Origin of the sequence: Curtobacterium pusillum (assembly GCF_007673235.1) — a bacterium.
In the GTDB taxonomy this organism is placed as follows: Bacteria; Actinomycetota; Actinomycetes; order Actinomycetales; family Microbacteriaceae; genus Curtobacterium; species Curtobacterium pusillum_C.
Genome location: NZ_VDZH01000006.1, coordinates 175,947 through 202,416, shown reverse-complemented (window position 1 = coordinate 202,416; position 26,470 = coordinate 175,947). Strand labels below are relative to the sequence as shown.

27 protein-coding genes and 3 tRNA genes are annotated in these 26,470 nt (G+C 71.2%); 17 read left to right on the top strand and 13 right to left on the bottom strand.

What is annotated here, in order from left to right:
• Positions 1-137: 137 nt before the first annotated feature.
• A complete protein-coding gene (locus tag FS532_RS16860) occupies positions 138-614 on the bottom strand; it encodes a MarR family winged helix-turn-helix transcriptional regulator (protein WP_144756882.1) in 477 nt (158 codons plus the stop codon).
• A gap of 136 nt (positions 615-750) precedes the next feature.
• Here FS532_RS16860 and FS532_RS16855 point away from each other — a divergent pair, with 136 nt between their 5' ends.
• On the top strand, positions 751-4,326 hold the full coding sequence (locus FS532_RS16855; RefSeq protein WP_144756880.1) for a proline dehydrogenase family protein: 3,576 nt from the start codon (positions 751-753) through the stop codon (positions 4,324-4,326).
• Positions 4,319-5,047 carry a tyrosine-protein phosphatase gene (locus tag FS532_RS16850; protein WP_144756877.1) on the top strand — a complete coding sequence of 243 codons (729 nt, stop codon included), beginning with the start codon at positions 4,319-4,321 and terminating at the stop codon, positions 5,045-5,047. The genes FS532_RS16855 and FS532_RS16850 overlap by 8 nt, the downstream gene beginning before the upstream one ends.
• 45 nt (positions 5,048-5,092) lie before the next feature.
• On the opposite strand, the gene FS532_RS16845 is transcribed toward FS532_RS16850, so the two are convergent.
• Genes FS532_RS16845 through FS532_RS16835 form a run of 3 tightly spaced genes read right to left on the bottom strand, consistent with a single transcriptional unit; the run spans position 5,093 to position 6,252 of the window.
• Positions 5,093-5,290: a hypothetical protein gene (locus FS532_RS16845; RefSeq protein WP_141399800.1), complete on the bottom strand. Its 198-nt coding sequence runs from the start codon at positions 5,288-5,290 to the stop codon at positions 5,093-5,095.
• 31 nt (positions 5,291-5,321) lie between these two features.
• Positions 5,322-5,885, bottom strand: coding sequence for a dihydrofolate reductase family protein (locus tag FS532_RS16840; protein WP_144756875.1), 564 nt, complete (start codon positions 5,883-5,885; stop codon positions 5,322-5,324).
• Positions 5,886-5,895: 10 nt separating this feature from the next.
• A complete protein-coding gene (locus FS532_RS16835; protein ID WP_144756873.1) occupies positions 5,896-6,252 on the bottom strand; it encodes a hypothetical protein in 357 nt (118 codons plus the stop codon).
• Between the two features lie 75 nt (positions 6,253-6,327).
• On the opposite strand from FS532_RS16835, the gene FS532_RS16830 reads away from it, so the two are divergent.
• Positions 6,328-6,945, top strand: a complete 618-nt coding sequence (locus FS532_RS16830; RefSeq protein WP_144756871.1) for a hypothetical protein — start codon at positions 6,328-6,330, stop codon at positions 6,943-6,945.
• 7 nt (positions 6,946-6,952) lie between these two features.
• On the opposite strand, the gene FS532_RS16825 is transcribed toward FS532_RS16830, so the two are convergent.
• The 3 genes from FS532_RS16825 to FS532_RS16815 are packed head-to-tail and all read right to left on the bottom strand — an operon-like array spanning position 6,953 to position 8,933.
• Positions 6,953-7,717 (bottom strand): YqjF family protein, encoded by a 765-nt coding sequence (locus FS532_RS16825; protein WP_260852789.1) that lies wholly within the window; start codon positions 7,715-7,717, stop codon positions 6,953-6,955.
• Positions 7,714-8,547, bottom strand: coding sequence for a nitroreductase family protein (locus FS532_RS16820; protein ID WP_144756869.1), 834 nt, complete (start codon positions 8,545-8,547; stop codon positions 7,714-7,716). The genes FS532_RS16825 and FS532_RS16820 overlap by 4 nt, the downstream gene beginning before the upstream one ends.
• A 17-nt stretch (positions 8,548-8,564) precedes the next feature.
• Positions 8,565-8,933 (bottom strand): hypothetical protein, encoded by a 369-nt coding sequence (locus FS532_RS16815; protein WP_144756866.1) that lies wholly within the window; start codon positions 8,931-8,933, stop codon positions 8,565-8,567.
• A gap of 82 nt (positions 8,934-9,015) precedes the next feature.
• Here FS532_RS16815 and FS532_RS16810 point away from each other — a divergent pair, with 82 nt between their 5' ends.
• Positions 9,016-10,035, top strand: a complete 1,020-nt coding sequence (locus FS532_RS16810; protein ID WP_144756864.1) for a DUF418 domain-containing protein — start codon at positions 9,016-9,018, stop codon at positions 10,033-10,035.
• Positions 10,032-11,087, top strand: coding sequence for a YdcF family protein (locus FS532_RS16805; protein WP_144756862.1), 1,056 nt, complete (start codon positions 10,032-10,034; stop codon positions 11,085-11,087). Before FS532_RS16810 ends, FS532_RS16805 begins: the two co-directional genes overlap by 4 nt.
• A gap of 36 nt (positions 11,088-11,123) precedes the next feature.
• Here the strand turns inward: FS532_RS16805 and FS532_RS16800 are convergent, their stop codons facing one another.
• The gene (locus tag FS532_RS16800) at positions 11,124-11,561 is read right to left on the bottom strand and encodes an Lrp/AsnC family transcriptional regulator (RefSeq protein WP_144756860.1); all 438 of its coding nucleotides are present in this window, start codon (positions 11,559-11,561) and stop codon (positions 11,124-11,126) included.
• Between the two features lie 245 nt (positions 11,562-11,806).
• Between FS532_RS16800 and ddaH the strand changes: the two genes are divergently transcribed.
• Positions 11,807-12,697: a dimethylargininase gene (gene ddaH / locus FS532_RS16795; protein WP_144756858.1), complete on the top strand. Its 891-nt coding sequence runs from the start codon at positions 11,807-11,809 to the stop codon at positions 12,695-12,697.
• Positions 12,697-13,917: an ornithine--oxo-acid transaminase gene (gene rocD, locus FS532_RS16790; RefSeq protein ID WP_144756856.1), complete on the top strand. Its 1,221-nt coding sequence runs from the start codon at positions 12,697-12,699 to the stop codon at positions 13,915-13,917. Before ddaH ends, rocD begins: the two co-directional genes overlap by 1 nt.
• Before the next feature lie 88 nt (positions 13,918-14,005).
• On the opposite strand, the gene FS532_RS16785 is transcribed toward rocD, so the two are convergent.
• Entirely contained in the window at positions 14,006-14,998 is a 993-nt protein-coding gene (locus tag FS532_RS16785) for an NAD-dependent epimerase/dehydratase family protein (protein ID WP_144756854.1), read from the bottom strand.
• Positions 14,999-15,240: 242 nt separating this feature from the next.
• Between FS532_RS16785 and FS532_RS16780 the strand changes: the two genes are divergently transcribed.
• Positions 15,241-16,251, top strand: a complete 1,011-nt coding sequence (locus tag FS532_RS16780; RefSeq protein ID WP_144756852.1) for an aldo/keto reductase family protein — start codon at positions 15,241-15,243, stop codon at positions 16,249-16,251.
• Positions 16,252-16,420: 169 nt separating this feature from the next.
• Here FS532_RS16780 and FS532_RS16775 read toward each other — a convergent pair.
• The 3 genes from FS532_RS16775 to FS532_RS16765 all read right to left on the bottom strand — a co-directional run bounded on the left by FS532_RS16775 (position 16,421) and on the right by FS532_RS16765 (position 16,701).
• Positions 16,421-16,493: transfer RNA gene (locus FS532_RS16775), tRNA-Phe, on the bottom strand.
• Between the two features lies 1 nt (position 16,494).
• Positions 16,495-16,571, bottom strand: a tRNA-Asp gene (locus FS532_RS16770).
• Between the two features lie 57 nt (positions 16,572-16,628).
• Positions 16,629-16,701 (bottom strand) — tRNA-Glu (locus FS532_RS16765).
• Positions 16,702-17,001: 300 nt separating this feature from the next.
• Between FS532_RS16765 and FS532_RS16760 the strand changes: the two genes are divergently transcribed.
• Positions 17,002-18,273, top strand: a complete 1,272-nt coding sequence (locus FS532_RS16760; RefSeq protein ID WP_144756850.1) for a M23 family metallopeptidase — start codon at positions 17,002-17,004, stop codon at positions 18,271-18,273.
• 31 nt (positions 18,274-18,304) lie between these two features.
• Positions 18,305-19,720 (top strand): C40 family peptidase, encoded by a 1,416-nt coding sequence (locus FS532_RS16755; RefSeq protein ID WP_144756848.1) that lies wholly within the window; start codon positions 18,305-18,307, stop codon positions 19,718-19,720.
• Between the two features lie 109 nt (positions 19,721-19,829).
• Here FS532_RS16755 and FS532_RS16750 read toward each other — a convergent pair whose 3' ends face one another.
• Positions 19,830-20,321 (bottom strand): inorganic diphosphatase, encoded by a 492-nt coding sequence (locus FS532_RS16750; protein WP_070417329.1) that lies wholly within the window; start codon positions 20,319-20,321, stop codon positions 19,830-19,832.
• A 50-nt stretch (positions 20,322-20,371) separates the two neighbouring features.
• Between FS532_RS16750 and tilS the strand changes: the two genes are divergently transcribed.
• The 7 genes from tilS (at position 20,372) to FS532_RS16715 (ending at position 26,432) form a co-directional block, all read left to right on the top strand.
• Positions 20,372-21,391 (top strand): tRNA lysidine(34) synthetase TilS, encoded by a 1,020-nt coding sequence (tilS, locus tag FS532_RS16745; protein ID WP_144756846.1) that lies wholly within the window; start codon positions 20,372-20,374, stop codon positions 21,389-21,391.
• A 9-nt stretch (positions 21,392-21,400) separates the two neighbouring features.
• Positions 21,401-21,952, top strand: coding sequence for a hypoxanthine phosphoribosyltransferase (hpt, locus tag FS532_RS16740; RefSeq protein ID WP_144756844.1), 552 nt, complete (start codon positions 21,401-21,403; stop codon positions 21,950-21,952).
• 121 nt (positions 21,953-22,073) lie between these two features.
• Positions 22,074-24,059 carry an ATP-dependent zinc metalloprotease FtsH gene (gene ftsH, locus FS532_RS16735; RefSeq protein WP_144756842.1) on the top strand — a complete coding sequence of 662 codons (1,986 nt, stop codon included), beginning with the start codon at positions 22,074-22,076 and terminating at the stop codon, positions 24,057-24,059.
• 6 nt (positions 24,060-24,065) lie between these two features.
• The gene (gene folP / locus FS532_RS16730) at positions 24,066-24,992 is read left to right on the top strand and encodes a dihydropteroate synthase (protein WP_144756840.1); all 927 of its coding nucleotides are present in this window, start codon (positions 24,066-24,068) and stop codon (positions 24,990-24,992) included.
• Positions 24,989-25,384: a dihydroneopterin aldolase gene (gene folB / locus FS532_RS16725; protein WP_144756838.1), complete on the top strand. Its 396-nt coding sequence runs from the start codon at positions 24,989-24,991 to the stop codon at positions 25,382-25,384. Before folP ends, folB begins: the two co-directional genes overlap by 4 nt.
• Complete coding sequence (gene folK, locus FS532_RS16720; RefSeq protein WP_144756836.1) at positions 25,381-25,947, top strand: 2-amino-4-hydroxy-6-hydroxymethyldihydropteridine diphosphokinase; 567 nt, start codon at positions 25,381-25,383, stop codon at positions 25,945-25,947. Before folB ends, folK begins: the two co-directional genes overlap by 4 nt.
• The gene (locus FS532_RS16715) at positions 25,944-26,432 is read left to right on the top strand and encodes a DUF3180 domain-containing protein (protein WP_144756834.1); all 489 of its coding nucleotides are present in this window, start codon (positions 25,944-25,946) and stop codon (positions 26,430-26,432) included. Before folK ends, FS532_RS16715 begins: the two co-directional genes overlap by 4 nt.
• Positions 26,433-26,470 lie beyond the last annotated feature (38 nt).

Here is a 26,470-nt window from a genome sequence, read left to right as displayed (position 1 = left end):
GACCGACGCCGTCAAGAGCGGCCTCCTCGTCGGCACCGCCACCATCACCGCCAAGATCAAGTAGGACCGATCCCGTCGAAGACCCCGCCCCGGCATCCGCCGGGGCGGGGTCTTCGACGTTGCGGAGTCCAGCAGGGTCAGCCGGCGGCGTCGGATTCCGGCTCGTCGGGGCCGATGGCGTCCTGGACCCGCGCGCTGACGGACCGCAGCGTCTCGGCGTCGGCCCCCACGGGCCTCCAGAACAGGTCCTCGAGCGCTCCTGTGTGCGCACGGATGCCGGCGAGCACCGCGCGACGACCGTCGGGGGTCATCACGACCCAGCTGCCGCGGCCATCCGTGGGACAGTCCGCTCGCTCCACCAACCCGCGCGCGACCATGCGCGTGACCTGGTGGCTCACGCGGGACTTCTCCCACCCGATGCCGGCCGCGATGTCGCGCACGCGCAACCGGTGCTCCGGCTCGCGGTGGAGTCCGATGAGGATCTCGAACTCCGGGATCGAGATCCCCGCTCCCTGCTGCACGGCGTGGTCCAACGCCCGGTCGAGTCGTCGCCACACGTCGTGGTAGGCGTCCCACGTGGCCCAGTCGTGGCCTCCGGCCCCCTCGTTCGGCATTTCGCCAGCGTATCGACCTCGGACCTGTTCGCCGCGATGATCATCCGCTCGTATGACCGGGTCCCGCCCAGACGACTCGGTGGGCGCACACGGCTCGCTCCGAGGTGGAGTCGGTGGCGAGGCCTACGATCGAGGCATGCCGAGCGCCCGACTGCAGGACTGCACCGACGACGCCGTCGCCCTCGTGCGGCGGTGGCTGGCGGCGTCCGCCGGGGCGAAGCCGGACGCCGGGGCCGCCCGTCTGGCGGGGGTCCTCCGTGACGAGCAGGGCCTCGACTTCACGCGGGGGTTCGTCGACAAGGTCATCCGGCCGGAAGACCCCCGGGTCGCCGCCCGCAACCTCGAGCAGGTCAGCCGGGACGTCCCGGACTTCCTCGCCTGGTACCTCCGCGGTGCGGTGACGTTCGGCGGCGGGTTCGCGACGATGGCCCCGTGGGCGGTCGTCCCCACGGCGCGGAAGATCCTGCGCCGGATGACCGGGCACCTCGTCATCGACGCCACACCCGCGAAGCTCGGTCCTGCGCTCGCGAAGGTCGGTGGGCCGGGCACCCGGCTGAACGTGAACCTGCTCGGCGAGGCCGTGCTCGGCAGCGCGGAGAGCGACCGTCGGCTGCAGGGGACGATGGACCTGCTGGCGCGCGACGACGTGGACTACGTCTCGATCAAGGTGAGCTCGGTCGTCCCGCAGATGTCGATGTGGGCGTTCGACCAGACCGTCGAGCGCGTGGTGGACCGGCTCGTGCCGCTCTACCGGCTGGCGGCGGCTCCACTGGCGTCCGGTGGCCGGGCGAAGTTCATCAACCTCGACATGGAGGAGTACCGCGACCTCGACGTCACGTTCGCCGTGTTCCGAGCGCTGCTCGACCGCGACGAGTTCCTCGGGCTCGAGGCCGGCATCGTGCTGCAGGCGTACCTGCCCGACGCGGCCGGCGCGCTGGAGTCCCTGACCTCGTGGGCGCAGGAACGACGAGCACGGGGCGGTGCGCCGATCAAGGTCCGACTCGTCAAGGGCGCGAACCTCGCGATGGAGCGGGTGGACGCGATCCTGCACGAGTGGCCGCTCGCGACGTGGGGGTCGAAGCAGGAGACCGACACGGCGTACCTCCGGATGCTCGACGCCGCACTCACGCCGGAGCGGATCGACGCGGTGCGCATCGGTGTCGCCGGGCACAACCTGTTCGACCTCGCCACCGCGTGGGTGCTCGCCCAGCGTCGTGGGGTCACCGACGGGATCGACGTCGAGATGCTGCTCGGCATGGCGTCCACCCACGCCGACGCCGTCCGCGCCGACGTCGGGCAGGTGCTCCTCTACACGCCGGTCGTCCAGCCGGACCAGTTCGACTCCGCGATCGCGTACCTCGCCCGTCGGCTGCAGGAGAGCGCGAGCCCCGAGAACTTCATCGCGAGCGCCGCGGAGATCGACCACGACGAGAGCGTCTTCGAACGCGAGCGCGGCCGGTGGCTCGCCTCGGTGTCCGCGCTCGGGCAGCCGGTCCCGTCCACACACCGCACGCAGGACCGCCGTGTGCCGATCGGCGAGCCGGAGCACCGCGAACGCTTCGACAACGTCCCGGACACCGATCCGGCGATCGCCGCCAACCGGGAGTGGGCGCTCGACGTCCTCCGTCGGGTGCCGCGCTCGCAGCTCGGTGCGCAGACGATCCGCGGTGCGAAGGTCTCCGACCGCTCGCAGCTCGAACGCATCGTCGCCCGGACCGCGCAGGCCGGCGTGAACTGGGGACGGCAGGACCCGACCGACCGCGCCGAGCTCCTCGACCTCATCGCCCACGAGCTGGAGACCCGGCGTGCCGACCTCGTCGAGGTGATGGCGGCCGAGACGGGCAAGACCCTGTCGGAGGCCGACACCGAGGTGAGCGAGGCGATCGACTTCGCGCACCACTACGCCGAGAGCGCCCGGCACCTGGCCGTGCTCGACGGGGACGGCGCCCGGTACGTCCCGCCGCGTCTGACCGTGGTCGTCCCGCCGTGGAACTTCCCCGTGGCGATCCCCGCCGGGGGCGTCCTGGCTGCCCTCGCCGCGGGCAGCGGGGTCGTCCTCAAGCCGGCTCCCGAGGCGAAGCGCTGCGGCGCGCTGCTGGCCGACGTGCTCTGGGACGCCGGGGTCCCGCACTCCCTGCTGCAGCTCGTCGACCTCGACGAGGACGAGCTCGGCCGTGACCTCATCGCGCACCCCGCCGTCGACCGCATCATCCTGACCGGGTCGGCGGACACCGCACGCTCGTTCCGCTGGTGGCGTGCCGGGCTGCCACTGACCGCGGAGACGAGCGGCAAGAACGCGATCGTCGTCACGCCGAGCGCCGACCTCGACCTCGCCGTGCAGGACATCGTGCAGTCGGCGTTCGGGCACGCCGGCCAGAAGTGCTCGGCCGCCTCCCTGGTGATCCTGGTCGGCTCCGTGGACGAGAGCGAACGGTTCCGCCGGCAGCTCGTCGACGCCACGCGCACGCTCCGGGTGGCCTGGCCGGACGACCCGACGGCGCAGATGGGGCCGGTCATCGCCGAGCCCTCGGGAAAGCTGCGGAGCGGGCTCACCGAGCTCGGTCCGGGGGAGTCCTGGCTCGTGCAGCCGGTACCGCTCGACGACTCGGGACGGCTCTGGTCGCCCGGCATCCGCGACGGCGTCCGGCCCGGCAGCGACTTCCACCAGACCGAGTACTTCGGTCCGGTGCTCGGCATCATGCGTGCCGAGACGCTCGACCAGGCCCTCGCGATCCAGAACGGCACCGACTACGGGCTGACGGCGGGCATCCACTCGCTCGACACCGACGAGGTCGCGGACTGGATCGCCGGTGTCCAGGCCGGCAACCTGTCCGTCAACCGCGGCATCACCGGAGCGATCGTCCGCCGCCAGCCCTTCGGCGGGTGGAAGCGCTCAGCCGTCGGCACGGGAACGAAGGCCGGCGGGTCCATGTACGTCGCGACGCTCGGCCGGTGGCAGCCGATCCCGCGCACCGTGCACAAGAGCATCCAGCTGCACGGGCTGCCGCCACGGGTGACCGCGGTGATCGAGGCGGCCCGCAGCGGGCTGTCGTTCGAGGAGTTCGACCAGGTCCGCGCCGGTGCGCTCAGTGACGTCCGTGCGCGGGCGACGGAGTTCGGCGTCTCGCACGACCCCTCGGCGCTCGTGGTGCAGCGGAACGTGCTGCGCTGGCGTCCACAGTCCGTGATCGTGCGGCAGGCCGAGGGGGCCACGAGCGGGGACCTCGTCCGCGTGCTCGCCGCCGCGACCGCGGCCCGTGCCCATGTGCTGCTGAGCAGCGCTCGGCCGCTCCCCGGGCCGCTCACGCAGTTGCTCGCGTCGAGCCGGTCCCCGCTGGACGTCGTCGACCACCTGGTCGAGACCGACGAGGAGTTCCTGCGTCGGGCAGCGTCGGGCGAGGTCTTCCGCGAGACCTGGACGAGCGGCGAGGACGACACGCAGGATGCGCTCGAGACCGTGCTCGCGCAGGGGCAGGAGCCGCCCGCGCACACCGTGTTCGGTGGTCCGGGTGCGCGCATCCGGCTGGTCGGCGGCGACCCCCTCGCACTCGAGGAAGCCCTCGGCGCGAGCGTCGACGTGGCGATCCACGACGCCCCCGTCGTCGAGGCCGGGATCATCGAGATGCTGCCGTTCCTCCGCGAGCAGTCGGTGTCGATCACGGCGCACCGGTTCGGCGACCTGGACCCCGACCTGTCGGAGCTGCATGTCTGAGGACCGCACCCTGCACGCCGACGGCCTGTTCAACGGTCGCGACCTCGGCGGTCTGCCGCTGCAGGGCGGCGGGACGACCCCGGCCCGTCGCGTGTTCCGGTCGGAGAGCGTCGACCGTCTGACGGCCGACGGCTGGCAGGCACTGCACGACGCCGGCATCCGGACGGTCGTCGACCTGCGCGCGCCGTCCGAGACCGCGAAGGACACCGGGACCCGCCCGGACTGGATCACCACCGTGGTGATCGACCACGACGGCCTCGACGACGCCCCGTCGTTCTGGTCGGCCTACTGGGAGACCGGTCTGGTCGGCACCCCGCTGTACTACGGCCCGCACCTCGACGAGCTCCCGGAGCGCACCGGGTCCGTGCTGCGGGCGATCGCGCGGGCCGAACCGGGCGGTGTCCTGTTCCACTGTGCCGGCGGACGGGACCGCACCGGCATCATCGCGCTCGCGCTCCTGACGATCGCGGGCGTCGAGCCCGAGGCGATCGTGGCGGACTACCTCGTCACCGTCGACAACGCTCCGGCGCTGCTGGCGTCCATCGGCGTCCCGTCGAACGAGGCGAAGATCGAGGCCCTGTGCGCCGAGCACGGCACCACCGTCGCGGGCGCGTTCCGCGCTGCGCTCGACGGGTTCGACGTGGTGCGTTTCGTCGAGCGATCCGGTCTCGACGACGCCGACCTGGAGGCACTGCGCACGTTCCGCGCGGACGTCGCCTGACCGGTCGGTACGGCCCGGCGGGACGCCGCCGCACCGACCCGCTGGTCAGTCCTCGGTGTCGCCGGCTTCCTCGTCCTCGACGCCGGTCTCGTCCATGCGGTCGCGGAGGTGGTCGGCCATCGCGCCGGCGCCCTCGCCCGCGTGGTCGTGGTCGACCTGCTCGATGAGGCCGTGCAGCTTCTCGTGGTTCGTGGCCTCGGTGGCGCCGTCCATGACGGGCTCGGTCTGTTCGTGATCGCTCATGTCGCGGACGCTACGCCGTGCCCCATGGGCGTCAGGCTCCGGTGCGCGCTTCTCGGAGCGCGTCGTCCGTCGAGCGGTAGTGCAGCTCGACCGCCCCGCCGCTGAACGGCGTGGTCCCCACGAGCTCGAACACCGGCGTCGGCGCGGCCACCGGCAGCAGTGGCGATCCGGCGCCGAGCGCGATCGGCATCACCGTCACCCGGAGTTCGTCGAGCAGCCCGGCCTGCTGGTACTGCGCCGCGAGCAGGCCACCGCCGACGACCCACACGTCGCGCTCCCCGGCTGCCCGTTCGACGATCGCCTGGTGGTCCGCCACGGATCCCGACACGAAGTGCACCTCGGCGCCGTCCGGCACGGGCAGGTCGCGCGTCGTGAACACCCAGGTCGGCAGGTCAGGGTACGCCCAGGTGTCGTCGTGGGCGAGCAGCCACTCGTAGGTGGTCGACCCCATCACGATCGCGCCGACCCCTGCGAAGAAGCGGTCGTAGTGCTCCTGGAACGGCTCGAAGCCGAACTGCAGCAGCCAGTCGAGGTCGTCACCGGGTGCGGCCACGAACCCGTCGAGGGAGGAGGCGACGGAGTAGGTCGTGCTCATGTTCCCGACGCTAGCGACGACCCCCGACGCTGCGGCGTCGACCGGCCCCGTCACGGCCGGAACCGACGGCCGCGACCTCGGCGATCGCGAGTCCCGCGGAGATCCACAGTTGTCCGACGGCGAACCGTCGCCGGCGAGGGTCCGCGGCGAGCGGGACCATCGTCACGCCGTGCAGGGTGTCGACGACTGCACTGAGCGTGTGCGCATCGCCCGAGCCCGTCCGCCCGACGAGCACGGCCTGCGCGACCTGTCGCACGGCGAGCACGACGTCGAGCGCCGGGTTCGCACTCCCGCGGAACACCCGGACGGCGTGCCCGACCCCGATCGCGGCTCGGGCGATCTCGACCATCGTCGTCGTTCGGCTCATGTGCCCAGTCCACCGCACGCCGCCGGTGCGTCCGCACAGCGGCAGTCCCCGGCGCTCGCGGAGCATGATGGCCGGGTGGAGACCCGAGACCCCGAGACCGACGACCTCGCCGAGGAGGCACCGCCCGGCTGGGTCCTCCGTACCCCGACACGGTGGCGGGAGATCTGGCCCGTCCCGGTCATGGCCGTGCTCCTCGCCGCGGTGGAGGTCCTCGGCGGCATCGGGTTCGGGGGTGTGTTCGCCCTCGTCGTCGGGCTGACGGCCGCCGCGCTCACCACCGCCGGCGCCGTGGCGCTGTTCGTGACCAGCTGGCGCGCGTACGACGAGCAGACGGTCGAGGCCTCCTGGCGCGGTCACGTCACGCACGTGGTGGTCGCGGTGACGACCGGAGGTGTGGTCGCACTCGCCACCCTGCTGGTCGGCCTGCCGTTCGGCATGCTGTTCGGGCTCGTGGCGCTTCCGCTGACGCTCACTTCTGCGCGCGCCGTGCCCCGCTTCGACCACCTCGCGGTCATGTGGGCCTTCGGGGTGGTCGGTGCGATCTGTGCCACGCTCGCCGTCATCGGGCTCACCGTCGACGACGTCTCGCGGGTCCAGCGTCCCTCCTGGATCGCCGGTGGCGTCTTCGCGCTGTTCTCGGCGGTGATCGTCGTCCACCAGTTCCGAGCCGCAGCCCGCGCACCGCTCCGCTAGGCCGGCGTCAGCGCCCGAGCCCGAACCGGGTCACGACCCCGGGCGAGTACAGCACCGAGTCCGGCTCGAGCTCGGTCAGCGCGAACGGGAGCCCCGCGGCCCCGACCAGGTCGTCCCGCAGCGACACCACCGAAGCCCGGTGCAACGGCCACGACTCGTGCTCGTTCGGCCAGAAGCGCGTCCGGCCGAGCCGGTGCACGTGCATGCCCCACCGTGCCGTGAGGAACGTCTCGAGTGCCGTGGGCTCCGCGATCGGCGGCCCGGTCCGCACGTCGACGAGGGAGCGCAGGTGGGTCCCGTGCCGCCGCACCGCGTAGGCGACCCGGTCGGCCGCGGGCCGTCGCTGCTGCGCCACCGCCCACTTGTACGGCAGCCCGGTCGCCACGCGTGCGCCGACCGTCGGTGCGAGCTTGCCCGCGTCGAGCGACAGGAACACGACTCCGTGCTGCCCACGGTCGTCGACGGTGTAGACGCGCACGTTGACCTCGATGAAGTCGCCGACGCGGCCCACGGAGACCGGCGGGAACCGCGTGTCCGAGAACCGGAAGGCGATGAGGCCGACCCACGTGGTCGCGCCGTCGTCGACGCCGTCGACGCCGAGGGTGTCCGGCCGCGTGCCCGCCGGGAGCAGCGGGGCCACCGCCGACACGTCGACGCGCCAGTGCACGAAGACGACGTCCCGCCACGCCTGTTCGATCCAGGGGCGTCCGGTGAGGCCGGGGGCGACGGCCTGGAGGCGCGGATCGCCCCCGGTAGGCACGGTCGCGGTCACGGGGTGGTCGCCTCCGGCGCGATGTGCCCCGCCACGGGCGCGTCGTCCCACCCCTGCTGCGGGGTGTCGCAGGTCCCGCGGAACACGTACTGCGACGGGCGCTTCCGCTCGCTCGAGGTCCAGTCGATCGCGGGACGCCGGCGCTCGGGAGGCAGGTACCCGATCCGGTAGACGGCCATCAGTTCGAGCGACTCGGGGACGCGGAGCAGCCCCTCGATCTCCGCCCACGCGCCCGGGGTCTCCATCGGGAAGGACACGAACTGGATCCCGAGACCGAGCTCGGTGGTGGCGAGCCAGATGTTCTCCATCGCCGCCCCCATGCTGAACACCGAGTAGAAGCCGGAGAGCTCCTCCTTCCGGTACTCGTGCCGGTCGAGCATCACCCCGAGCAGCAGCGGCGACCCGGCCACGAGCCTCCGGTTCTCCTCGCCGAGCGTGTGCGGCACCCGGAGCGTGTTCATCAGGAGCTGCCCGCGCTTCGTGAACACCTGCTTCGTGAACGGCTTGAGCGGGCCCGGGAGCTTGTCGAACAGCATGCCGTCGCGGCGCTCGTCCATCTCGGCCTGCGAGAACCGGAAGTACGGGCGGTACCGCTCGAAGAACGTGCCCTCGGCCATGGTCCTGGTCATCGACGAGCCGCTGATCTCGGCGACGCGGTCGATCGTCGCCCGCTCCTCGACCAGGACGAACCGCCACGGCTGGCTGTTGAGCTGCGACGGCGCTCGCCCTGCCAGCTCCATGAGCAACCGCTGGTGCTCCTCGGAGACCGGGTCGGGCAGGAACGCCCCGTTGGTGGTGCGCCGTCGTCGGATCGCCTCGAAGAGCTCCACTGCTGTCCTCCCCGCGGTCAGCGCCGGAACAGCACCGCCCCCAGGTAGGACGGCGCAGCGGCGACCGCGACTCTCCAGTGTGCTCCGGAGCGCGGGTTCGTGCGTGGGGCGACCGCGAGGGGCACGAGCGCGGGCAGCAGGAAGAGCGCCGATCGGTCGCGTGTCCACACCGGGGTCGTCGCCGCGACACCCGTCAGCGTGGCGGTCACGACGAACAGACCGTGGTGGACGACCCGGAGCTTCTTCGTGCGGATGAGCCGCACCGCGACGGCGGTGCCCCAGGCGCAGTTCGCGACGTAGGCGAGGCCCGCAGCGGTGACCAGAAGGCGGGCCGTGCGCGATCCCGTGGGAGGCGATCCGTTCCTCCAGGCCGACTTCCGTCCCATGGAGGCGAACCTACGCGTTCGCGCGCCCCGCGTCATCCGACCGGATCACGCTGTGGAATACGACATGTCGGAGAATGGGGTCATGACCACGACCGCAGCCAGGCCCACGTCGCTCCCGACCACCGAGCGGTTCCGGTTCGTCGACGTGCTCCGGGGGTTCGCTCTGCTCGGCATCCTCTTCGTCAACGCCGTCGACATCTCGCACGTCGGCGGCAGTTGGATCGAGGCGCACCGGACCGCGCTGCCGGGCGACCCGCTGCGTGACGTGCTGTACGCGACGACGCAGACGCGGTTCGTCCCGATCTTCAACACCCTGTTCGGCGTCAGCCTGTTCTTCGTGCTCTCCGGTGCCAGGGCCCGCGCCCCGCGTCCCTGGCTCGTGATGGTTCGCCGGCTCGTCGGGTTGGTCGCCATCGGCGCACTGCTGATGCTCGTCTACCCGGGCAACGTGCTCACCGAGTACGGCGTCGCGGGCCTCGTCGTGCTCCCCGTCGTCCTGTTGACGCCGCGGTGGGTGACGCTCGCGTCCGGCCTCCTCCTCACGGCGGCGGCGTACGCGATCACCGGTGGCGGCCTCGCCGCGACGCCGGGACTCATGCTGCTCGGTGCCGGACTCGCTGCGTACGGCGTGCCCAGGGTGCTCGGGGCCGCCGGTCGCGGTGTCGCGACGGTGTTCGTCGCGGCGAGCATCGCGAGCGTGCCGCTGCTCTGGGCGCAGCTCGCAGAGGGCGGCGGCGACCCACGGTTCTCCACGATCGGTGGAACGGCCGGTATCGTCATGGCGGTGGCCTACACGACCGGACTCGCCCTGTTGTGGAAGACCCCTGCGCGACGGGCGCTCGCCGCGTTCTTCGAACCGCTCGGCCGGATGGCGCTGACGAACTACGTCGTCGCGGCCGTCGTGTTCGCGCTGGCCGGGGTGGTCGTGGACTTCCGGACGATGACGTCGATCCTGCCGGTCGTGCTCATCGGTGCGGTGCTGATCGTGCTGCAGTCGGTCTGCAGCCGCCTCTGGCTCGGACGCTTCGCGTACGGCCCGGTCGAGTGGCTCTGGCGGACGGCGACCTGGATGCGCACGGCGCCCTGGCGGGTCCGCCGATGACCCTCTCGGTGATCGTCGGGTACGTCGTCGCCGCCGCCTTCCTCGGGCTCTACGTGCACGCCCGCACGCGGGACGCCCGGATGCTCCGCAACGGCGTCTTCCTCACGATCGCCGTCCTGCTGGCGCTCACCACCACCGCGGGACTGCTCGCCAGGACCGTCCCCGCGGCGGCGGTCGTGCTCGGCCTGCTCGCGTCCCTCGCGCCGCTCGCGATCCTGGTGCTCGGCGTGTTCCTCATCGCGAACGGTGTGCTCATGCTCCGACGCGAGGGACGCAGCCTCGGCAACCTGCTCTCGCTCGTGCTCGGGGTGGTCGTCATCGTGCTGCCGTTGGCCGTCGTCGCCGGGTACGTGGTGCTGACCAGCTACCGGGAGCCGCCGGTCTGGCTCATCGTGCTCGCGAGCGCCGGGTTGCTGGCGGTGCTGCTCTCTCTGTACGCCGCCGGGACCTTCGTCGCGTTCGGTCTGTACGCCGTCGTCTACGCCCGGCTGCGTCACACCGGGTCTCCCGACGCGGTGATCGTCCTCGGCTCCGGTCTCGTGCACGGCGACGTCCCGCCGCTCCTGCGGAGCCGGCTCGACCGCGCCGTCGCCGTCTACCGCGCCGCACCGGCGGGACGGCGTCCGGTCCTGGTGCCCTCCGGCGGTCAGGGGCCGGACGAGCCGCGACCCGAGGGTGAGGCGATGGCGGAGTACCTCGTGGCGCAGGGCGTCGACCCAGCCGACGTCGTGCCGGAGACGGCGTCACGGAACACGCGGCAGAACCTCGAGTTCTCGATGGCACTGCTCACCGAACGCGGACGCACCGACCGGGTGCTCGTGACGACGAACAACTACCACGTGCTGCGGGCCGCGGTGCTCGCGCGGAAGACCGGGTCGAGCGCGCAGGTCATCGGCTCCCGGACGGCGCCGTACTACGTGCCGAGCGCGTTCCTCCGCGAGTACCTGGCCGTCGTGGTCGAGCACCGGTGGCTCAACCTCGTCGCTTGCGTGCCGCTGGTGCTCCTCGCCGCCTACGCCCTGTGGTCGGGGCTGGTGGGCGCCGGTTCCTGACGCAGTGCGGTCCGGTGTCCTCCGGGCGGCGCTCGGTCAGGGCGTCTCGCGCGAGACGAGCTTGGAGAGCACGATCGCGGAACGGGTGTGGTCGACCTGCGGAGCGAGGCGGACCTTGTCGAGGGCTTCCTCGAGGGCGGAGAGGTCCTTCGAGCGCATGTGCACGACGGCGTCGGCGCTGCCCGTGACCGTGCCGGCGTCGATGACCTCGGGGACGGTGTCGAGCAGGGAGCGCAGTTCGTCGGGGGAGACCGTGCCGCGGCAGTAGAGCTCCACCCAGGCCTCGGTGCCGCGGTCCTCCACGGCGGGGTCCACCTTGATCGTGAAGCCCTGGATCACCCCGTCGCCGACGAGCCGGTCGACGCGGCGCTTCACGGCGGAGGCCGAGAGTCCGACCACCGACCCGATGTCGCCGTAGCCGGCGCGGGCGTTCTCCCGGAGCTGGTCCAGGATGCGGTGGTCGAGCGAATCCATTGGACCCATGCTACGCGGAGTTGTTGCACGACCGGTGGGTTCCGCGCACGAAACGTGCGCGCCCCGAACGGGTGTCACGGTGTTTCGCGATCCGTTGCTGCACTGGTCGGACGGTTCGTGCGAGGATCGGTCTCGGCGTCGACCTGGTCCGCTACGGCGAGTGAGCCTGCATCTCGCCGGAGCACTTCACCCCGTTCCGTTTCGGTTCCTGGCAGGCTCGGGCCCCGGTCCCTCCAGGAGGACTGATGTCGAACACCGCACCCTCGACCACCGATGCACCGGCCCGTACCGCGACCAAGCGGACGATCCTGATGTGCAAGCCGGACTTCTACACGGTGAGCTACCGGATCAACCCGTGGATGCACCCCGAGGACCCGACCGACACGTCGAAGGCCGTCCAGCAGTGGCAGTCGCTCGTCGACGTGTACGAAGGACTCGGCTTCGACATCTCGTACATCGAGCCGATCGACGGCCTGCCCGACATGGTCTACGCGGCCAACGGCGGCTTCGTGCTCGACGGCATCGCCTACGGCGCGAAGTTCCAGTACCCCGAGCGCCAGCCCGAGGGCCCCGCGTACATGGAGTGGTTCGCCGCGAACGGCCTGACCGTCGCCGACCCCGAGCAGACCAACGAGGGCGAGGGCGACTTCCTGCTCGTCGGGAACACCATCTTCGCCGGCACCGGTTTCCGCTCGGACAGCACCTCGCACGAGGAGCTCGCCGGGATCTACGGCCGCGAGGTCGTCACGCTCAAGCTGATCAACCCGAGCTTCTACCACCTCGACACCGCCATCGCCGTGCTCGACCCCGAGCCTTCCTCGGACGGAACCAGCAACATCGCGTACCTCGAGAGCGCCTTCGACGAGCCGTCGCTGGCCATCCTGCGTGAGCGCTTCCCGGACGCGATCATCGCGACCGAGGAGGACGCCTCGATCCTCGGCCTGAACTCGTACTCCGACGGGTACAACGTCGTGATCGCCTCCCGCGCCACCACGTTCGCGTCGCAGCTCCGGGAGAAGGGCTACAACCCGATCGGCGTCGACCTGTCCGAGCTGCTGCTCGGCGGCGGCGGCGTGAAGTGCTGCACGCTCGACCTGCACCCCGTCGGCACCGGCAACTCGGTGGCGCGGTCCTGATGGGCACCGCTCTCGGGAAGGCGACCGCTGCGGCGCTCGCCGTCGAGGACGGCTCCCTGGCGCACAACTACAGCCCACTGCCCGTCGTCATCGCCTCGGGCGACGGCGCATGGGTGACCGACGTCGACGGCAAGCGCTACCTGGACGGCCTCGCCGCGTACTCCGCCGTGAACTTCGGCCACGGCAACCCGCGGCTGCTCGACGCCGCCCGCGCACAGATCGACCGGGTCACGCTGACCTCGCGTGCGTTCGTGAACGACCAGCTCGGCCCGTTCGCCGCGTCGCTCGCCGCGCTGACGGACACCGAGCTGGTGCTCCCGATGAACACCGGTGCCGAGGCCGTCGAGTCCGCGATCAAGGTGTCGCGTGCCTGGGGCTACCGGGTGAAGGGGGTCCCCGCGGGGCAGGCGACGATCGTCGTCGCGTCCGGGAACTTCCACGGCCGGACCACGACCATCGTGTCGTTCTCGGACGACCCCGTGGCGCACGACGACTTCGGCCCGTACACGCCGGGGTTCCGCACGGTGCCCTACGGCGACGCTGCGGCGCTGCGCGAGGCGATGGACGAGACCGTCGTCGCCGTGCTGCTCGAACCGATCCAGGGCGAGGGCGGCGTCGTGATCCCGCCGGCGTCGCACCTGCCCGCCGTCCGGGAGATCTGCGACGAGTTCGGCGCGCTGTTCGTCGCCGACGAGATCCAGTCCGGCCTCGGTCGCACCGGCCACACCCTCGCGGTGCAGCGCGTCGGCGTCCGTCCCGACCTGATCACGCTCGGCAAGGCGCTCGGCGGCGGCATCGTCCCGGTGTCCGCGGTCGTGGGCTCGCGCGACGTCCTCGGCGTGCTGCGTCCCGGTGAGCACGGGTCCACGTTCGGCGGCAACCCGCTCGCGGCGGCCGTTGGCTCGGAGGTCGTGGCGATGCTCGGGGAGGGCACGTTCCAGCAGCGGGCCCTCGACGGCGAACCCCTCCTGCGCGGACTGCTCGACGACCTCGTCGGTCGCGGGGTCGTGTCGCACCGCGTCGCCGGACTCTGGGCCGGGATCGACATCGACCCCGCGCTCGGCACCGGGAAGCAGATCTCGCAGGACCTCGCCGACCGCGGGGTGCTCGTGAAGGACACGCACGGGTCGACGATCCGGTTCGCGCCGCCGCTCGTCGTGACCGACGACGAGATCCGCCTGGCGATCGGGACGCTGTCCGAGGTGCTCGCCGCGCGCTGAGGCCGCTCGTCGAGGCCGCTCGTCGACTGAGCAGAAATCGTCGGGTCCGTTCGCGGCACCCGACGATTTCTGCTCAGTGGACGCTGCGTCAGACCGCCCAGCGGGCCGCCAGCTCGTCCATCAGGGCGTCCAGACGCTCGTCGACGACCTGCGCGTCGGGGTTCGCCTCGAACCAGGCGATCACCTCGCGCACCCCGTGCCGGTACGGCGTGCGAGGCCGGTACCAGGGCACGAGCGCCCGGACCTTGCTGTTGTCGAACACCGAACTGTTCGCCTTGTCGCCGAGGAGCGCCGCGCCCCACTCCGGGTCCGCCGCGTTGATCGCGTCCGCCGGCACGTGCACGATCCGCAGATCGGAGACCCCCGCCGCTGCGGCGATCTCCTGCGCGATGGCGTTCCACGTCGGTGCCTCGTCGCTCGTGATCGTGAACGCCTCGCCGATCGCCTCGCCGCGGTCGAGCAGCCCCGTGAACCCGACCGCGAAGTCCCGGCTGTGCGTGAGCGTCCACAGCGAGCTGCCGTCGCCCGTGATGATGATCGGCTTCCCCGCCCGCATGCGTGCGACCGCAGTCCACCCACCCGTGAGCGGCAGCTTCGTCTCGTCGTAGGTGTGCGACGGCCGCACGATCGTCACCGGGAAGTCCTGCTCCCGGTACGCCTCCATCAGCAGTTCCTCACACGCGATCTTGTCGCGCGAGTACTGCCAGTACGGGTTCTTCAGCGGCGTCGACTCCGTGATCGGCAGGTGCGTCGCCGGCGTCTGGTACGCCGAGGCCGAGCTGATGAAGACGTACTGCCGGGTCCGGCCCGCGAAGTACTCGACGTCGGCCTGCACCTGGTCCGGGGTGAAGGCGATCCAGTTCACGACGGTGTCCCACTTCCGGTCGCCGAGAGCGTCCGCGAGTGCGCCGCGGTCCGAGACGTCGGCCTGGAGGCGCGTCACGCCCTCAGGGATCGGCCTGCCCCCGGTGGTCCCCCGGTTGAGCACGGTCACGTCGAACCCCTGCTCGACGGCTTCGCGGACGCACGAGGCGCTGATGACCCCGCTGCCGCCGATGAACAGCACGCTCGGTCCCGACATGGATGCTCCTTCGCTCCCGGCGGTGCACCACTGCACCGCAACCCCTCCGATCCTGCACCTACCCGTCCGTGTGCAGTCGCCGACGGTGTGCAAGACTCGACGGGTAGACCCTGGAACGATCACTGGCCACGGCCACATCGCCGGGGTTTCGTCGTGTCGCCCGCTGAGTCGCCGGCTGACCACCGCGACTACCGTCGCCCGCGGAGCCGCACCGACGCGGCCACGACAGGAGTGACACGCACATGGAGTACCGCTACCTCGGCAACTCGGGCCTCAAGGTCTCCGAGATCACCTACGGCAACTGGCTCACCCACGCCTCCCAGGTCGAGAACGACGCCGCGATCGCCTGCGTCCGGGCAGCGCTCGACGTCGGCATCTCGACGTTCGACACCGCCGACGTCTACGCGAACACCGGCGCCGAGACCGTCCTCGGTGAAGCGCTGAAGGGGGAGCGGCGGCAGTCGCTCGAGATCGCGACGAAGGTGTTCGGCCCGACCGGTCCGAAGGGCCACAACGACACCGGGCTGAGCCGGAAGCACATCCTCGAGTCCATCAACGGCTCACTCGAGCGGCTGCAGACCGACTACGTCGACCTGTACCAGGCGCACCGGTTCGACTACGAGACCCCGCTCGAGGAGACGATGATGGCGTTCGCCGACGTCGTCCGGCAGGGCAAGGCGCTGTACATCGGCGTGAGCGAGTGGACGGCCGAGCAGTTGCGCGCTGGCCACGAGCTCGCCGACGACCTCGGCGTGCAGCTCATCTCCAACCAGCCGCAGTACTCCGCGCTCTGGCGGGTCATCGAGGGCGAGGTCGTCCCGACGTCCGAGGAGCTCGGCGTCTCGCAGATCGTCTGGTCCCCGATCGCCCAGGGTGTCCTGACGGGGAAGTACCAGCCGGGTCAGCCGCTCCCCGAGGGCTCGCGCGCCACCGACGACAAGGGTGGCGCGAACATGATCAAGCGGTTCATGCGCGACGAGGTGCTCACCGCGGTGCAGGACCTGCAGCCGATCGCCGACGAGCTGAACCTGTCGATGGCACAGCTCGCCGTCGCGTGGGTGCTGCAGAACCAGAACGTGGCGTCGGCGATCATCGGCGCCTCGCGACCGGAGCAGGTGCACGACAACGCCGGCGCTGCCGGAGTGGCGATCCCCGCCGAACTGCTGTCCCGCATCGACGACGCCCTCGGCTCGGTCGTCGAGCGCGACCCGGCGAAGACGCAGGAGAGCAGCCCGAAGACCCGCGAAGCGTAGCCCGGCCGCGAAAGCCTGCCCGCGAAAGCCCGCCCGCGAAGCACCGGTGCCGGTGCGTCGAACACCGTCATGTGGCGGTGCGACGTACAAGCACCGGTGTTTTGCGGATCAGGGGGCGGGCCTCGGAAACGCAAAAGAGCCCCTCACTCTCGTGAGGGGCTCTTCACCGTGGCTGGACACGGCATCGATCCGTGGACCTTTCGATTTTCAGTCGAACGCTCTACCAACTGAGCTATCCAGCCGTGGCGACCCTGACGGGACTTGAACCCGCGACCTCCGCCGTGACAGGGCGGCACGCTAACCAACTGCGCTACAGGGCCATGTTGTGTTGTGTCTTGCTCGGTAGTGCTCTGCTTGCTTGCTCACCCTGTGAAGAGTGACCCCAACGGGATTCGAACCCGTGCTGCCGCCGTGAAAGGGCGGTGTCCTAGGCCACTAAACGATAGGGCCGCAAGCGGTGCTTCGCGCTACCGATGGACAAGCATACGGATGCCCCGCGGGTTTCACAAATCGGCGGCCGTCCCCGCGGAATCCCCGGCGTGTCGCGGTGTCCGTGCCGGTGTGCAGGGCTTCACTCACCGTGGGGCTCCAGGTCCCGATTCGTGCTGTCGGTGTCCGGATGCGAGCATCGTCGTCGGCCCGTGCCCCTCGTGCGAGGGGGTGTGCGGGCGTGACACCTGTTGTTACTGTTGCGTTTGTTAACAGTGTTACGTGCGTGAGCCTTGCCGCGCTGTTACGAAATCGAGATACATGTCGACCTCACCATCGCTGTCACTCCGCCCCCGTCCCCGCCGCCGCTTCATCGCCGCCGCGGTCGCCGTCGCGCTCACCGCCGGCACCCTCGCGGCCCTCGCTCCGATGACGTCGGCCAGCGCGGCGTCCTACCCGAGCTGGTCGGACGTCCAGAAGGCGAAGGCGTCCAAGTCGGCGCAGCAGGCCAAGGTCAGCGAGATCAAGGCGCTCATCGCCGACCTCACGACGAAGGCGTCGGCGGCGAAGCGATCCGCCGAGGCGGCCGGCACGGCGTACCAGACGGCGCAGACGAAGTACGACGACGCGACCCTCACCCAGCAGAAGCTGCAGTCGCAGGCGGACGACGCCGAGAAGACCGCGGCCGCGTCGGAGGAGCAGGCCGGCCAGCTCGCCGCGCAGCTCGGTCGGGCGAGCGCCAACGACGTGACGACGGACATCCTCACGCACCCCTCGAAGTCGGGTGACCTGCTCTACGAACTCGGCGCCATGTCGAAGCTGAGCGAGCAGGCCGACGGCATCTACTCGCAGGCGACGCAGGACCGCGGTGTCGCCCAGGGCCTCGCCGACAAGGCCGACCTGGCGAAGAACGCCCTCGGCAAGCTCGCCGACGCGGCGCAGCAGAAGATGCAGGCGGCGCAGTCCGCCGCCGACGCAGCACAGACCGCCGTCGACGCACAGGGCGACAACCAGGCCCGGCTCGAGGCGCAGCTCACCCTCCTCACCAGCAACGAGGCGAACGTCGAGGCGAAGTACAACAAGGGCGTCCAGGTCGAGAAGGCGCGGCAGGCGGCCCTCGCGGCAGCAGCGGCCAAGGCGGCGGCCACGAACTCCGGCGGCACCGGCGGTGGCGCTGCGAACTCCTCCGGCTGGGTGCGTCCTTCCGGCGGGTACCAGACGAGCCCCTTCGGCTACCGCGTCGACCCGTACACGCACTACCGCGCACTGCACGCCGGTGTGGACCTCGCGCCCGCCTGCTACGCACCGATCTACGCGGCCCACTCCGGCACGGTGACGTTCGCCGCGAACGGTGGCGGCTACGGCAACGAGGTCGTGCTCGACAACGGCGGCGGGATCTCCACCGCCTACGGGCACATCGTCGACGGCGGCATCCTCGTGTCCGTCGGCCAGCACGTCAGTGCCGGCCAGCAGATCGCGAAGATCGGCTCGACCGGTTGGTCGACCGGGTGCCACCTCCACTTCGAGACCCGGGTGAACGGTTCCGCCGTCGACCCGGTCCCCTTCATGGCAGCGCGGGGGATCTCGGTATGACCGTGTGCGCGCCCGAAAGGCCCTGAACGCCGTGAAGCACTCCGCTCGCACCCTCTCCTGCGGGATGGCGGTGGTCGCCGTCCTCGGGATCGGCCTCTCCGTCGTGATCGCCGGCCCCGCCCAGGCGGCACCGTCCGCCCCGAGCTGGGACGACGTGCGAGCGGCGAAGGCGGACACCGCCCAGGCGCAGTCCACGGTCGACGAGCTGAGCGACCGCCTGCAGACGCTGCAGGACGCGGCCGACCGCGCGCAGGTCGTCGAGCTGCAGGCCGGGCAGAAGTACGCCCTCGCGTCGTCCGAGCAGCAGGACGCGCAGGCGACCCTCGACGACCTCACGGCCCAGGCGAAGCGGGCGAAGAGCAAGGCGGACGACTCGGCGAAGCAGGTCGCCGGGCTCGTGGTCGAGCTCTCGCGCACCGGTGGCGGTGACCTGTCGACGACGATGCTCATCGACGCGCAGGACTCGAAGGACCTGCTCTACCGCGTCGGCACGATGTCGCACCTGTCCGAGCGATCCGCCACCGTGCTCGCCCAGGCGCGGGCGGACCAGAACACCGTCGACTCGATCGCCGCGCAGCAGACCTCGGCGACGACTGCGCTCGCCAAGGCCACGGACGCCACGAAGCGCGCGCTGGACGACGCGAACGACACGGCTTCGTCCGCACAGGCCCGCGTCCAGAAGGAGCAGGAGCAGCAGGACGAGGTCCTCCAGCAGCTCGCATTCCTCAAGGGCACGAGCGTCGCCACGGAGACCGCGTACTGGAACGCGCAGCAGGCGAAGCAGGCCGAGGCGCAGCTCGCGTCCCAGACCACGACGACCGGCGGCACCACCTCCACGACGCCCAGCACGGGCACGGGCACGGGCACCGCACCCACCAACCCCGGCACCGCACCCACGAACCCCGGCGCGGGCACGGGGACCCCCGCGAAGCCGAGCACCCCGAGCACACCCGCCAAGCCCAGCACCCCGAGCACCCCCGCCAAGCCGAGCACGCCGGTCACCACGCCGACGACGCCTACGGCCCCGACGACCCCCACCGCGCCGAGCACCCCGTCCAAGGCCGCCGGCGCGATCGCCTACGCCCGTGCGCAGATCGGCGACGCCTACGTCTTCGGCGGCGCCGGCCCGAACCAGTGGGACTGCTCCGGCCTCGTGATGATGGCGTACAGCTCGCAGGGCATCGCGACCGGTGGGCACAACGTCGTCTGGCAGTACAACTACTTCAAGTCGATCGGCCGCCTCGTGCCGCTGTCGCAGCGCCAGCCGGGCGACATCCTCTTCTACTCGTCGAACGGCAGCGTCTCCGGGGCGTACCACGACTCGATCGTGACGGGCTACGGCACCATGGTCGAGGCGGCGAACCCGCAGCGCGGCGTGCTCGAGCGGGCGATCTGGACCCCGAGCCAGCTCCTGCCGTACGTGGCACGACCGAGCGGCTCGCTCTAGCCGGACTGCGCCCCGCAACGAACAACGCGCCCCGTCGGAACGGGGCGCGTTGTTCGTTGCGGGGCGCGAACGCCCGGACGGGCGGGCGCGAACGCCCGACCGCAGGCGGTCAGTGACCGGCGGGCACGTACGCGGCCTGGCCGGCCGTGACGATCGCCTCGGCCTCGGCGGCGTCGCCCCAGCCCTCGGCCTTGACCCACTTGTTCGGCTCGAGGTCCTTGTAACGCTCGAAGAAGTGCGCGATCTCGGCCTTCGTCTGCTCGTCGACGTCCGAGATGTCCTGGATGTGCGCCCAGCGGGGGTCCTTCGCGGGCACCACGAGGACCTTCGCGTCGTTGCCGGCCTCGTCGCTCATCTTGAAGACGCCGACCGGGCGGACCTTGACGCCCACACCGGGGAAGGTCGGGTACTCGAGGAGCAGCAGTGCGTCCACGGGGTCACCGTCGTCGGCCAGGGTCTTCTCGAAGAACCCGTAGTCGGTGGGGTAGACGAACGAGGTGAACAGCACGCGGTCGAGGTACACGCGACCGGTCTCGTGGTCCACCTCGTACTTGTTGCGGCTGCCCTTGGGGATCTCGACGACGACGTCGTACGCGGCCATGTTGCGCTCCTGGTCTCTCGGCTGGAAGAAAGCGCGGCTAACGTTACCGGGTGAACACTCCGCGTCCCCGGCTCGACCCCGCGGTCGCCGACACCCGTCGCGCGGTCCGAACCCTGCTCGCGCAGGCGCTCGAGGACCGCACGGTGCGCCCCGGGGACCTCGTGCTCGTCGCGCTGAGCGGCGGACCGGACTCGCTCGCGCTCGCCGCGGCCACCGCGTTCGAGGCGCCCAAGCAGGAACTGCGAGCAGGGGCAGTGGTCGTCGACCACGCGCTCCAGGCGGGTTCCGAGGCGGTGGCGAGCCGCGCCTCCAGGCAGGCATCAGCGCTGGGACTCGCACCGGTGACGGTCCGTCGGGTCGCCGTCGGTTCCGAAGGGGGCCCAGAAGGGGCCGCCCGGGAGGCACGCCACGCGTCGATCGCACAGGTCGCGTCGGAGACGGGGTCGGCCCTCGTGGTCTTCGGCCACACCCTCGACGACCAGGCCGAGTCGGTCCTGCTGGGCCTCGCCCGCGGGAGCGGGCCGGACTCGCTGTCCGGCATGGCGCCGCTGACGCGACGCGACACGGGTCCCGCCTACGGGCGGCCGCTGCTCGGCGTCCGCCGGCACACGACGCGACAGGCGTGCGCGGCCGCCGGACTTGCGCCGTGGGACGACCCGCAGAACGACGACCCGGCGTTCACGCGCGTCCGGGTGCGGAACACCCTCATGCCGGCGCTCGAGCGCGAGCTCGGCGGCGGCGTCCCAGAGGCCCTGGCACGGACGGCCGACCAGCTGCGCGAGGACTCCGCGGCGCTCGACCACTTCGCCGAGGAGATGGCAGAGGACCTCGCCGAGCACTCCGAGGCCGGCATCTCGCTGTCCGTCCGGGAGCTCGCGGCCAACCCGCCGGCCCTGCGGCAGCGACTCGTGCGCCTGGCGGTCGAGAGCGAGTTCGGCGTGACGCTCTCCCGCGTGCAGACCCTCGAGGTGTGCCGGCTCGTCACCGACTGGAGCGGACAGGGCCCGATCGACCTCCCGGGCGTGCAGGCGTCCCGCTCGGGCGACCGTCTGGCGTTCAGCGCCGGTTAGGCTGGGGTGGTGGAACTCTCCGACGTCCAGGCAGACCTGTCCGAAGTCCTCTTCACCCCCGAGCAGATCGACGACAAGCTCGCCGAGCTCGCCGCGGTGGTCGACGCCGACTACGCCGGGCGTGACCCGCTGCTCGTCGGTGTCCTCAAGGGTGCCGTCATGGTGATGGCCGACTTCTCGCGCCACCTCAAGATGCAGGCCCGGATGGACTGGATGGCGGTGTCGTCGTACGGCTCCGGCACGAAGTCGTCCGGTGTGGTCCGCATCCTCAAGGACCTCGACACCGACCTGCACGGGCGCGACGTCCTCATCGTCGAGGACATCATCGACTCCGGTCTGACCCTGTCGTGGCTCAAGCAGAACCTCGAGTCGCGCGGTGCCGCGAGCGTCGAGATCGTCGCCCTGCTCCGCAAGCCCGAGGCCGCCAAGGTCAAGGTCGACGTGAAGTACGTGGGCTTCGACATCCCCGACGAGTTCGTGGTCGGGTACGGCTTGGACTACGACGAGCGCTACCGCAACCTGCGCGGTGTCGGCGTGCTCGCGCCCCACGTCTACAGCTGATCCTGTCGGCGGGTGGAGTTCGCCCGCAGAGGACACCCATTCTCGCCACAGAATCGCGGCCGTATGCTGATCAGCACGCAACTTCGGCAGAGAAAGGTGTCGGGCGCTCTGCCCGGATCACATGGACTTCAAGCGCATCCTTCGCGGGCCGTACATCTACGTGCTGATCGCGATCGTGGGGATCTGGATCGGCTGGGCTGTGATCAGCCAGTCCGGTACGCAGCAGATCGACACGCAGAAGGGCCTCGAGCAGCTCTCCGACGGCAAGGTCTCCTCCGTGGTGGTGAACTCCACCGAGCAGCGGGTCGACCTCACCCTGAAGGACGGCAACGCGCACGAGCAGTTCTACTACTCGACGCCCCGCGGTGAAGAGGTCATCCAGGCCGTCAACGACGCGAACCTGCCCAAGGGCTACAACGACACCGTCCAGCAGGGGAACTGGTTCCTCTCGCTGCTCGGCATCATCCTGCCGTTCCTGATCATCGGTGCCCTGTTCTGGTTCCTCCTGTCGAGCGCCCAGGGCGGCGGCTCGAAGGTCATGCAGTTCGGCAAGTCCCGGGCGAAGATGAACAACAAGGAGAACCCGCAGGTGTCGTTCGCCGACGTCGCGGGCTCCGACGAGGCGATCGAGGAACTCCACGAGATCAAGGAGTTCCTCAAGGAGCCGGCGAAGTTCCAGGCCGTCGGCGCGAAGATCCCGAAGGGCGTGCTGCTGTACGGCCCTCCTGGAACGGGCAAGACCCTGCTCGCCCGCGCCGTCGCGGGAGAGGCCGGTGTGCCGTTCTACTCGATCTCCGGTTCGGACTTCGTCGAGATGTTCGTCGGTGTCGGTGCGAGCCGCGTCCGTGACCTCTTCGAGCAGGCCAAGCAGAACTCGCCCGCCATCGTCTTCATCGACGAGATCGACGCCGTGGGTCGACACCGTGGCGCCGGTATCGGCGGCGGCAACGACGAGCGCGAGCAGACGCTCAACCAGCTCCTCGTCGAGATGGACGGCTTCGACGGCAAGACGAACGTCATCCTCATCGCCGCGACGAACCGTCCCGACGTCCTCGACCCCGCACTGCTGCGTCCGGGCCGCTTCGACCGCCAGATCGGTGTCGACGCCCCGAGCCTGCAGGGCCGCAAGCAGATCCTCGAGGTGCACGCGAAGGGCAAGCCGCTCGCCGCGAGCGTCGACCTCGAGCTCCTCGCCCGCAAGACGCCGGGCTTCACCGGCGCCGACCTGGCGAACGTGCTGAACGAGGCCGCGCTGCTCACCGCCCGGTCGAACGCGCAGCTCATCGACAACCGTGCCCTGGACGAGGCCGTGGACCGCGTGATGGCCGGCCCGCAGCGCCGCACGCGCATCATGTCCGACCAGGAGCGCCTCATCACGGCGTACCACGAGGGCGGTCACGCGCTCGCGGCGGCGGCGATGCGCCACACCGACCCGGTCACGAAGATCACGATCCTGCCGCGTGGCCGTGCCCTCGGGTACACGATGGTGCTCCCGCTCGAGGACAAGTACTCCGTCACCCGCAACGAGCTGCTCGACCAGCTCACCTACGCCATGGGTGGTCGCGTCGCCGAGGAGATCGTCTTCCACGACCCGACCACGGGCGCGTCGAACGACATCGAGAAGGCCACCGGCACCGCGCGCAAGATGGTCACCGAGTACGGCATGAGCCGCGCGGTCGGTTCCGTCAAGCTCGGCTCCGGGTCGAGCGAGCCGTTCGTTGGTCGTGACATGAGCGGCGGCACCGGACGCGACTACTCGGAGAACATCGCCGAGACGGTCGACGCCGAGACCCGTGCCCTGCTCGAGGCCGCGCACGACGAGGCCTACCAGGTGCTCAACGACAACCGGGACATCCTCGACCGCCTGGCCGGTGAGCTCCTCGAGAAGGAGACGCTGGACGCACCGGAGCTCGTGGAGATCTTCAAGGACGTCCGCAAGCTGCCGGAGCGCCCGCAGTGGCTCTCCAGCGACAAGCGTCCGGTGAGCAACCTGCCCGCGATCGAGGTGCCCGGCAAGGCCGCCTCCACCGCGGCCGAGCACTCCGACACCGAGTCGTCGAAGCCCCGTCGCCGTCCCTTCGGCAACCCGGGTATCGCCCCCGCGTAGGCCGGCATGACCGACCTGCCGACGAGGCGGTCGCGTCGGCTCGCCGCGGTGAGCCAGGCGTCGACCGCTGCCGCACACGAGTCGACCGGTCGACGGCGGGACCGCCACCGCGGGACCTCCGTCGACCAGCGCACCCGCGTGATGGGCATCCTCAACGTCACGCCGGACTCGTTCAGCGACGGCGGGCTGCACCAGACGTACGACGCCGCGGTGCAGCACGCCCGGGAGCTCGTGGCGGGCGGGGCGGACATCGTCGACGTCGGCGGTGAGTCCACCCGGCCCGGCTCCGAGCGCGTGCCCGTCGAGGTCGAGCAGGAACGCGTGCTGCCGGTCGTGCGGGAACTCGTCGCCGAGGGCATCACGGTGAGCGTCGACACGATGAACGCCGCAACCGCCGAACGGTCGGTCGAGCTCGGCGCCGCGATCGTCAACGACGTGTCCGGTGGCCTCGCCGACCCGGACATGGCCCGCGTCGTCCGGGACACCGGTGCCGGCTTCGTCGTCATGCACTGGCGTGGGCACAGCGACCGGATGTACCGGAACGCCGAGTACGCGCACGCCGTCGACGAGGTTCGGCGCGAGGTCGAACTCCGCGTCGCCGAGCTCATCGTCCTCGGGGTCCGCCAGGAGCAGGTCGTGATCGACCCCGGGCTGGGCTTCGCCAAGCAGGGCGTGCAGAACTGGGAGATCCTGGCCGGCTACGAGCGCTTCGCGTCCATCGGGCTGCCGGTGCTCGTCGCCGCCTCCCGCAAGCGGTTCCTCGACGGGATCGGCAGCGCTGCCGGTGCCCCGCCGAAGGACCGCGACCTCGCCACCGCCGCCATCAGCCTGCTCTCCGCCGAACGCGGGGCGTGGGGTGTACGCGTGCACGACCCGGCACCGACACGTGCCGTGCTCGACGTCTGGGACGCCTGGAGGGCAGCTCGATCGTGAGGGACACCATCCGCCTGACCGGGGTACGCGCCCGGGGCCACCACGGCGTCTTCGACCACGAGCGTGCCGACGGGCAGGACTTCGTCGTCGATGTCGCGGTCGAGGTCGACGCCCGGGTCGCTTCGGGGAGCGACGACCTCGAGCACACCGTGCACTACGGGGTGCTCGCCGAGCAGGTCGTCGCCGAGATCGAACGCGACCCGGTGGACCTCATCGAGACCCTCGCCGAGCGCATCGCGGCCGCCGTGCTGACCCACCGTGCCGCCCTGGCGACCGAGGTCACCGTGCACAAGCCGCAGGCACCCATCACAGTGCCGTTCACCGACGTCTCGATCACCATCCGACGCACCCGTGGCGCTGCCCGGCCGACGGGCGACGAGGAAGAAGAGTGAGCCGCGCGGTCGTGGCACTCGGCGCCAACCTCGGCGACCGGGGGAGCACCCTGCGCGCCGCCGCCGAGGCGATCTCCGCGCTGCCCGGCGTCCGTCCGGTGGCGTCCAGCCGCGAGGTCGAGTCCGTCGCGGTCACGCTCGACGGCCCGGACACGTCGAAGCCCCGCTACCGGAACGCCGTCGTCGTGGTCGACACCGAGCTCGAGCCGCAGGAGCTCCTCGACGCCCTGCACGGCATCGAGGACGACCACGGCCGCACCCGCGAGGTCCGCTGGGGCGACCGCACGCTCGACCTCGACCTCGTGGCGTACGACGACCGCTCGATCGACACCGCGACCCTGACCGTGCCGCACCCCCGCGCCGGGGAGCGGGCGTTCGTGCTCGCGCCGTGGCTCGACGCAGACCCGGACGCCGTGCTGCCGGGTGCCGGGCCGGTGACCGACCTGCTCGCGGTGGTGGGGGACGACACCGAGCGCGTCGACGAGCCGCGCCTCTTCGACGAGCCGGCCCGCGCCTCCAGGCCCGCGACCGCACCCGACGGACGAACCGGAGCCGCCTCGTGAAGCCGACCCGCGCCTCCACCCTGATCAGCATCGCCGTCGTGGCGGCGGTGGCCGGCTTCGCCCTCGACGCCGTCCTCGCCTCGCGCCAGGCGCCCACGCTGTTCCTCGCGACGCCCCTCGGCGTCACGCTCGCGTTCATCGGCATCGCCGTCGTCCTGATGGCCCGCCCGGTGCGCCGGCACGCCCGTGACGGCGCCGGCCGGGCTCGCCCCGTGGACCCGCTCTACGCCACCCGCGTCGTGGTGCTCGCGAAGGCGTCGAGCATCTGCGGCGCACTGTTCGGCGGCTTCGCCCTCGGGCTGGTCGTGTACCTCCTGACCCGGTCGGCGTTCCCTTCGCTAGGCTCGACCCTGCCGAACGTCGTGGCGGTCGGGGGCGGGATCGTGCTGACCGTGTGCGCACTCGTCGCCGAACGCATGTGCATCGCACCTCCGAGTGACGATGACGACGACCTCCCCCGGGGCGGCACGACCCAGGCGCACTGACCCAGGCACGCCCAGCCGCGCCCAGACGCACCGACCCG

Excerpts from the sequence above, each read along its gene's own strand:
- FS532_RS16860 (WP_144756882.1), bottom strand. The coding sequence starts at position 614 with ATGCCGAACGAGGGGGCCGGAGGCCACGACTGGGCCACGTGGGACGCC.
- FS532_RS16855 (WP_144756880.1), top strand. The coding sequence starts at position 751 with ATGCCGAGCGCCCGACTGCAGGACTGCACCGACGACGCCGTCGCCCTC.
- FS532_RS16850 (WP_144756877.1), top strand. The coding sequence starts at position 4,319 with ATGTCTGAGGACCGCACCCTGCACGCCGACGGCCTGTTCAACGGTCGC.
- FS532_RS16845 (WP_141399800.1), bottom strand. The coding sequence starts at position 5,290 with ATGAGCGATCACGAACAGACCGAGCCCGTCATGGACGGCGCCACCGAG.
- FS532_RS16840 (WP_144756875.1), bottom strand. The coding sequence starts at position 5,885 with ATGAGCACGACCTACTCCGTCGCCTCCTCCCTCGACGGGTTCGTGGCC.
- FS532_RS16835 (WP_144756873.1), bottom strand. The coding sequence starts at position 6,252 with ATGAGCCGAACGACGACGATGGTCGAGATCGCCCGAGCCGCGATCGGG.
- FS532_RS16815 (WP_144756866.1), bottom strand. The coding sequence starts at position 8,933 with ATGGGACGGAAGTCGGCCTGGAGGAACGGATCGCCTCCCACGGGATCG.
- FS532_RS16810 (WP_144756864.1), top strand. The coding sequence starts at position 9,016 with ATGACCACGACCGCAGCCAGGCCCACGTCGCTCCCGACCACCGAGCGG.
- FS532_RS16805 (WP_144756862.1), top strand. The coding sequence starts at position 10,032 with ATGACCCTCTCGGTGATCGTCGGGTACGTCGTCGCCGCCGCCTTCCTC.
- FS532_RS16800 (WP_144756860.1), bottom strand. The coding sequence starts at position 11,561 with ATGGATTCGCTCGACCACCGCATCCTGGACCAGCTCCGGGAGAACGCC.
- ddaH (WP_144756858.1), top strand. The coding sequence starts at position 11,807 with ATGTCGAACACCGCACCCTCGACCACCGATGCACCGGCCCGTACCGCG.
- rocD (WP_144756856.1), top strand. The coding sequence starts at position 12,697 with ATGGGCACCGCTCTCGGGAAGGCGACCGCTGCGGCGCTCGCCGTCGAG.
- FS532_RS16785 (WP_144756854.1), bottom strand. The coding sequence starts at position 14,998 with ATGTCGGGACCGAGCGTGCTGTTCATCGGCGGCAGCGGGGTCATCAGC.
- FS532_RS16780 (WP_144756852.1), top strand. The coding sequence starts at position 15,241 with ATGGAGTACCGCTACCTCGGCAACTCGGGCCTCAAGGTCTCCGAGATC.
- FS532_RS16760 (WP_144756850.1), top strand. The coding sequence starts at position 17,002 with ATGTCGACCTCACCATCGCTGTCACTCCGCCCCCGTCCCCGCCGCCGC.
- FS532_RS16750 (WP_070417329.1), bottom strand. The coding sequence starts at position 20,321 with ATGGCCGCGTACGACGTCGTCGTCGAGATCCCCAAGGGCAGCCGCAAC.
- ftsH (WP_144756842.1), top strand. The coding sequence starts at position 22,074 with ATGGACTTCAAGCGCATCCTTCGCGGGCCGTACATCTACGTGCTGATC.
- folP (WP_144756840.1), top strand. The coding sequence starts at position 24,066 with ATGACCGACCTGCCGACGAGGCGGTCGCGTCGGCTCGCCGCGGTGAGC.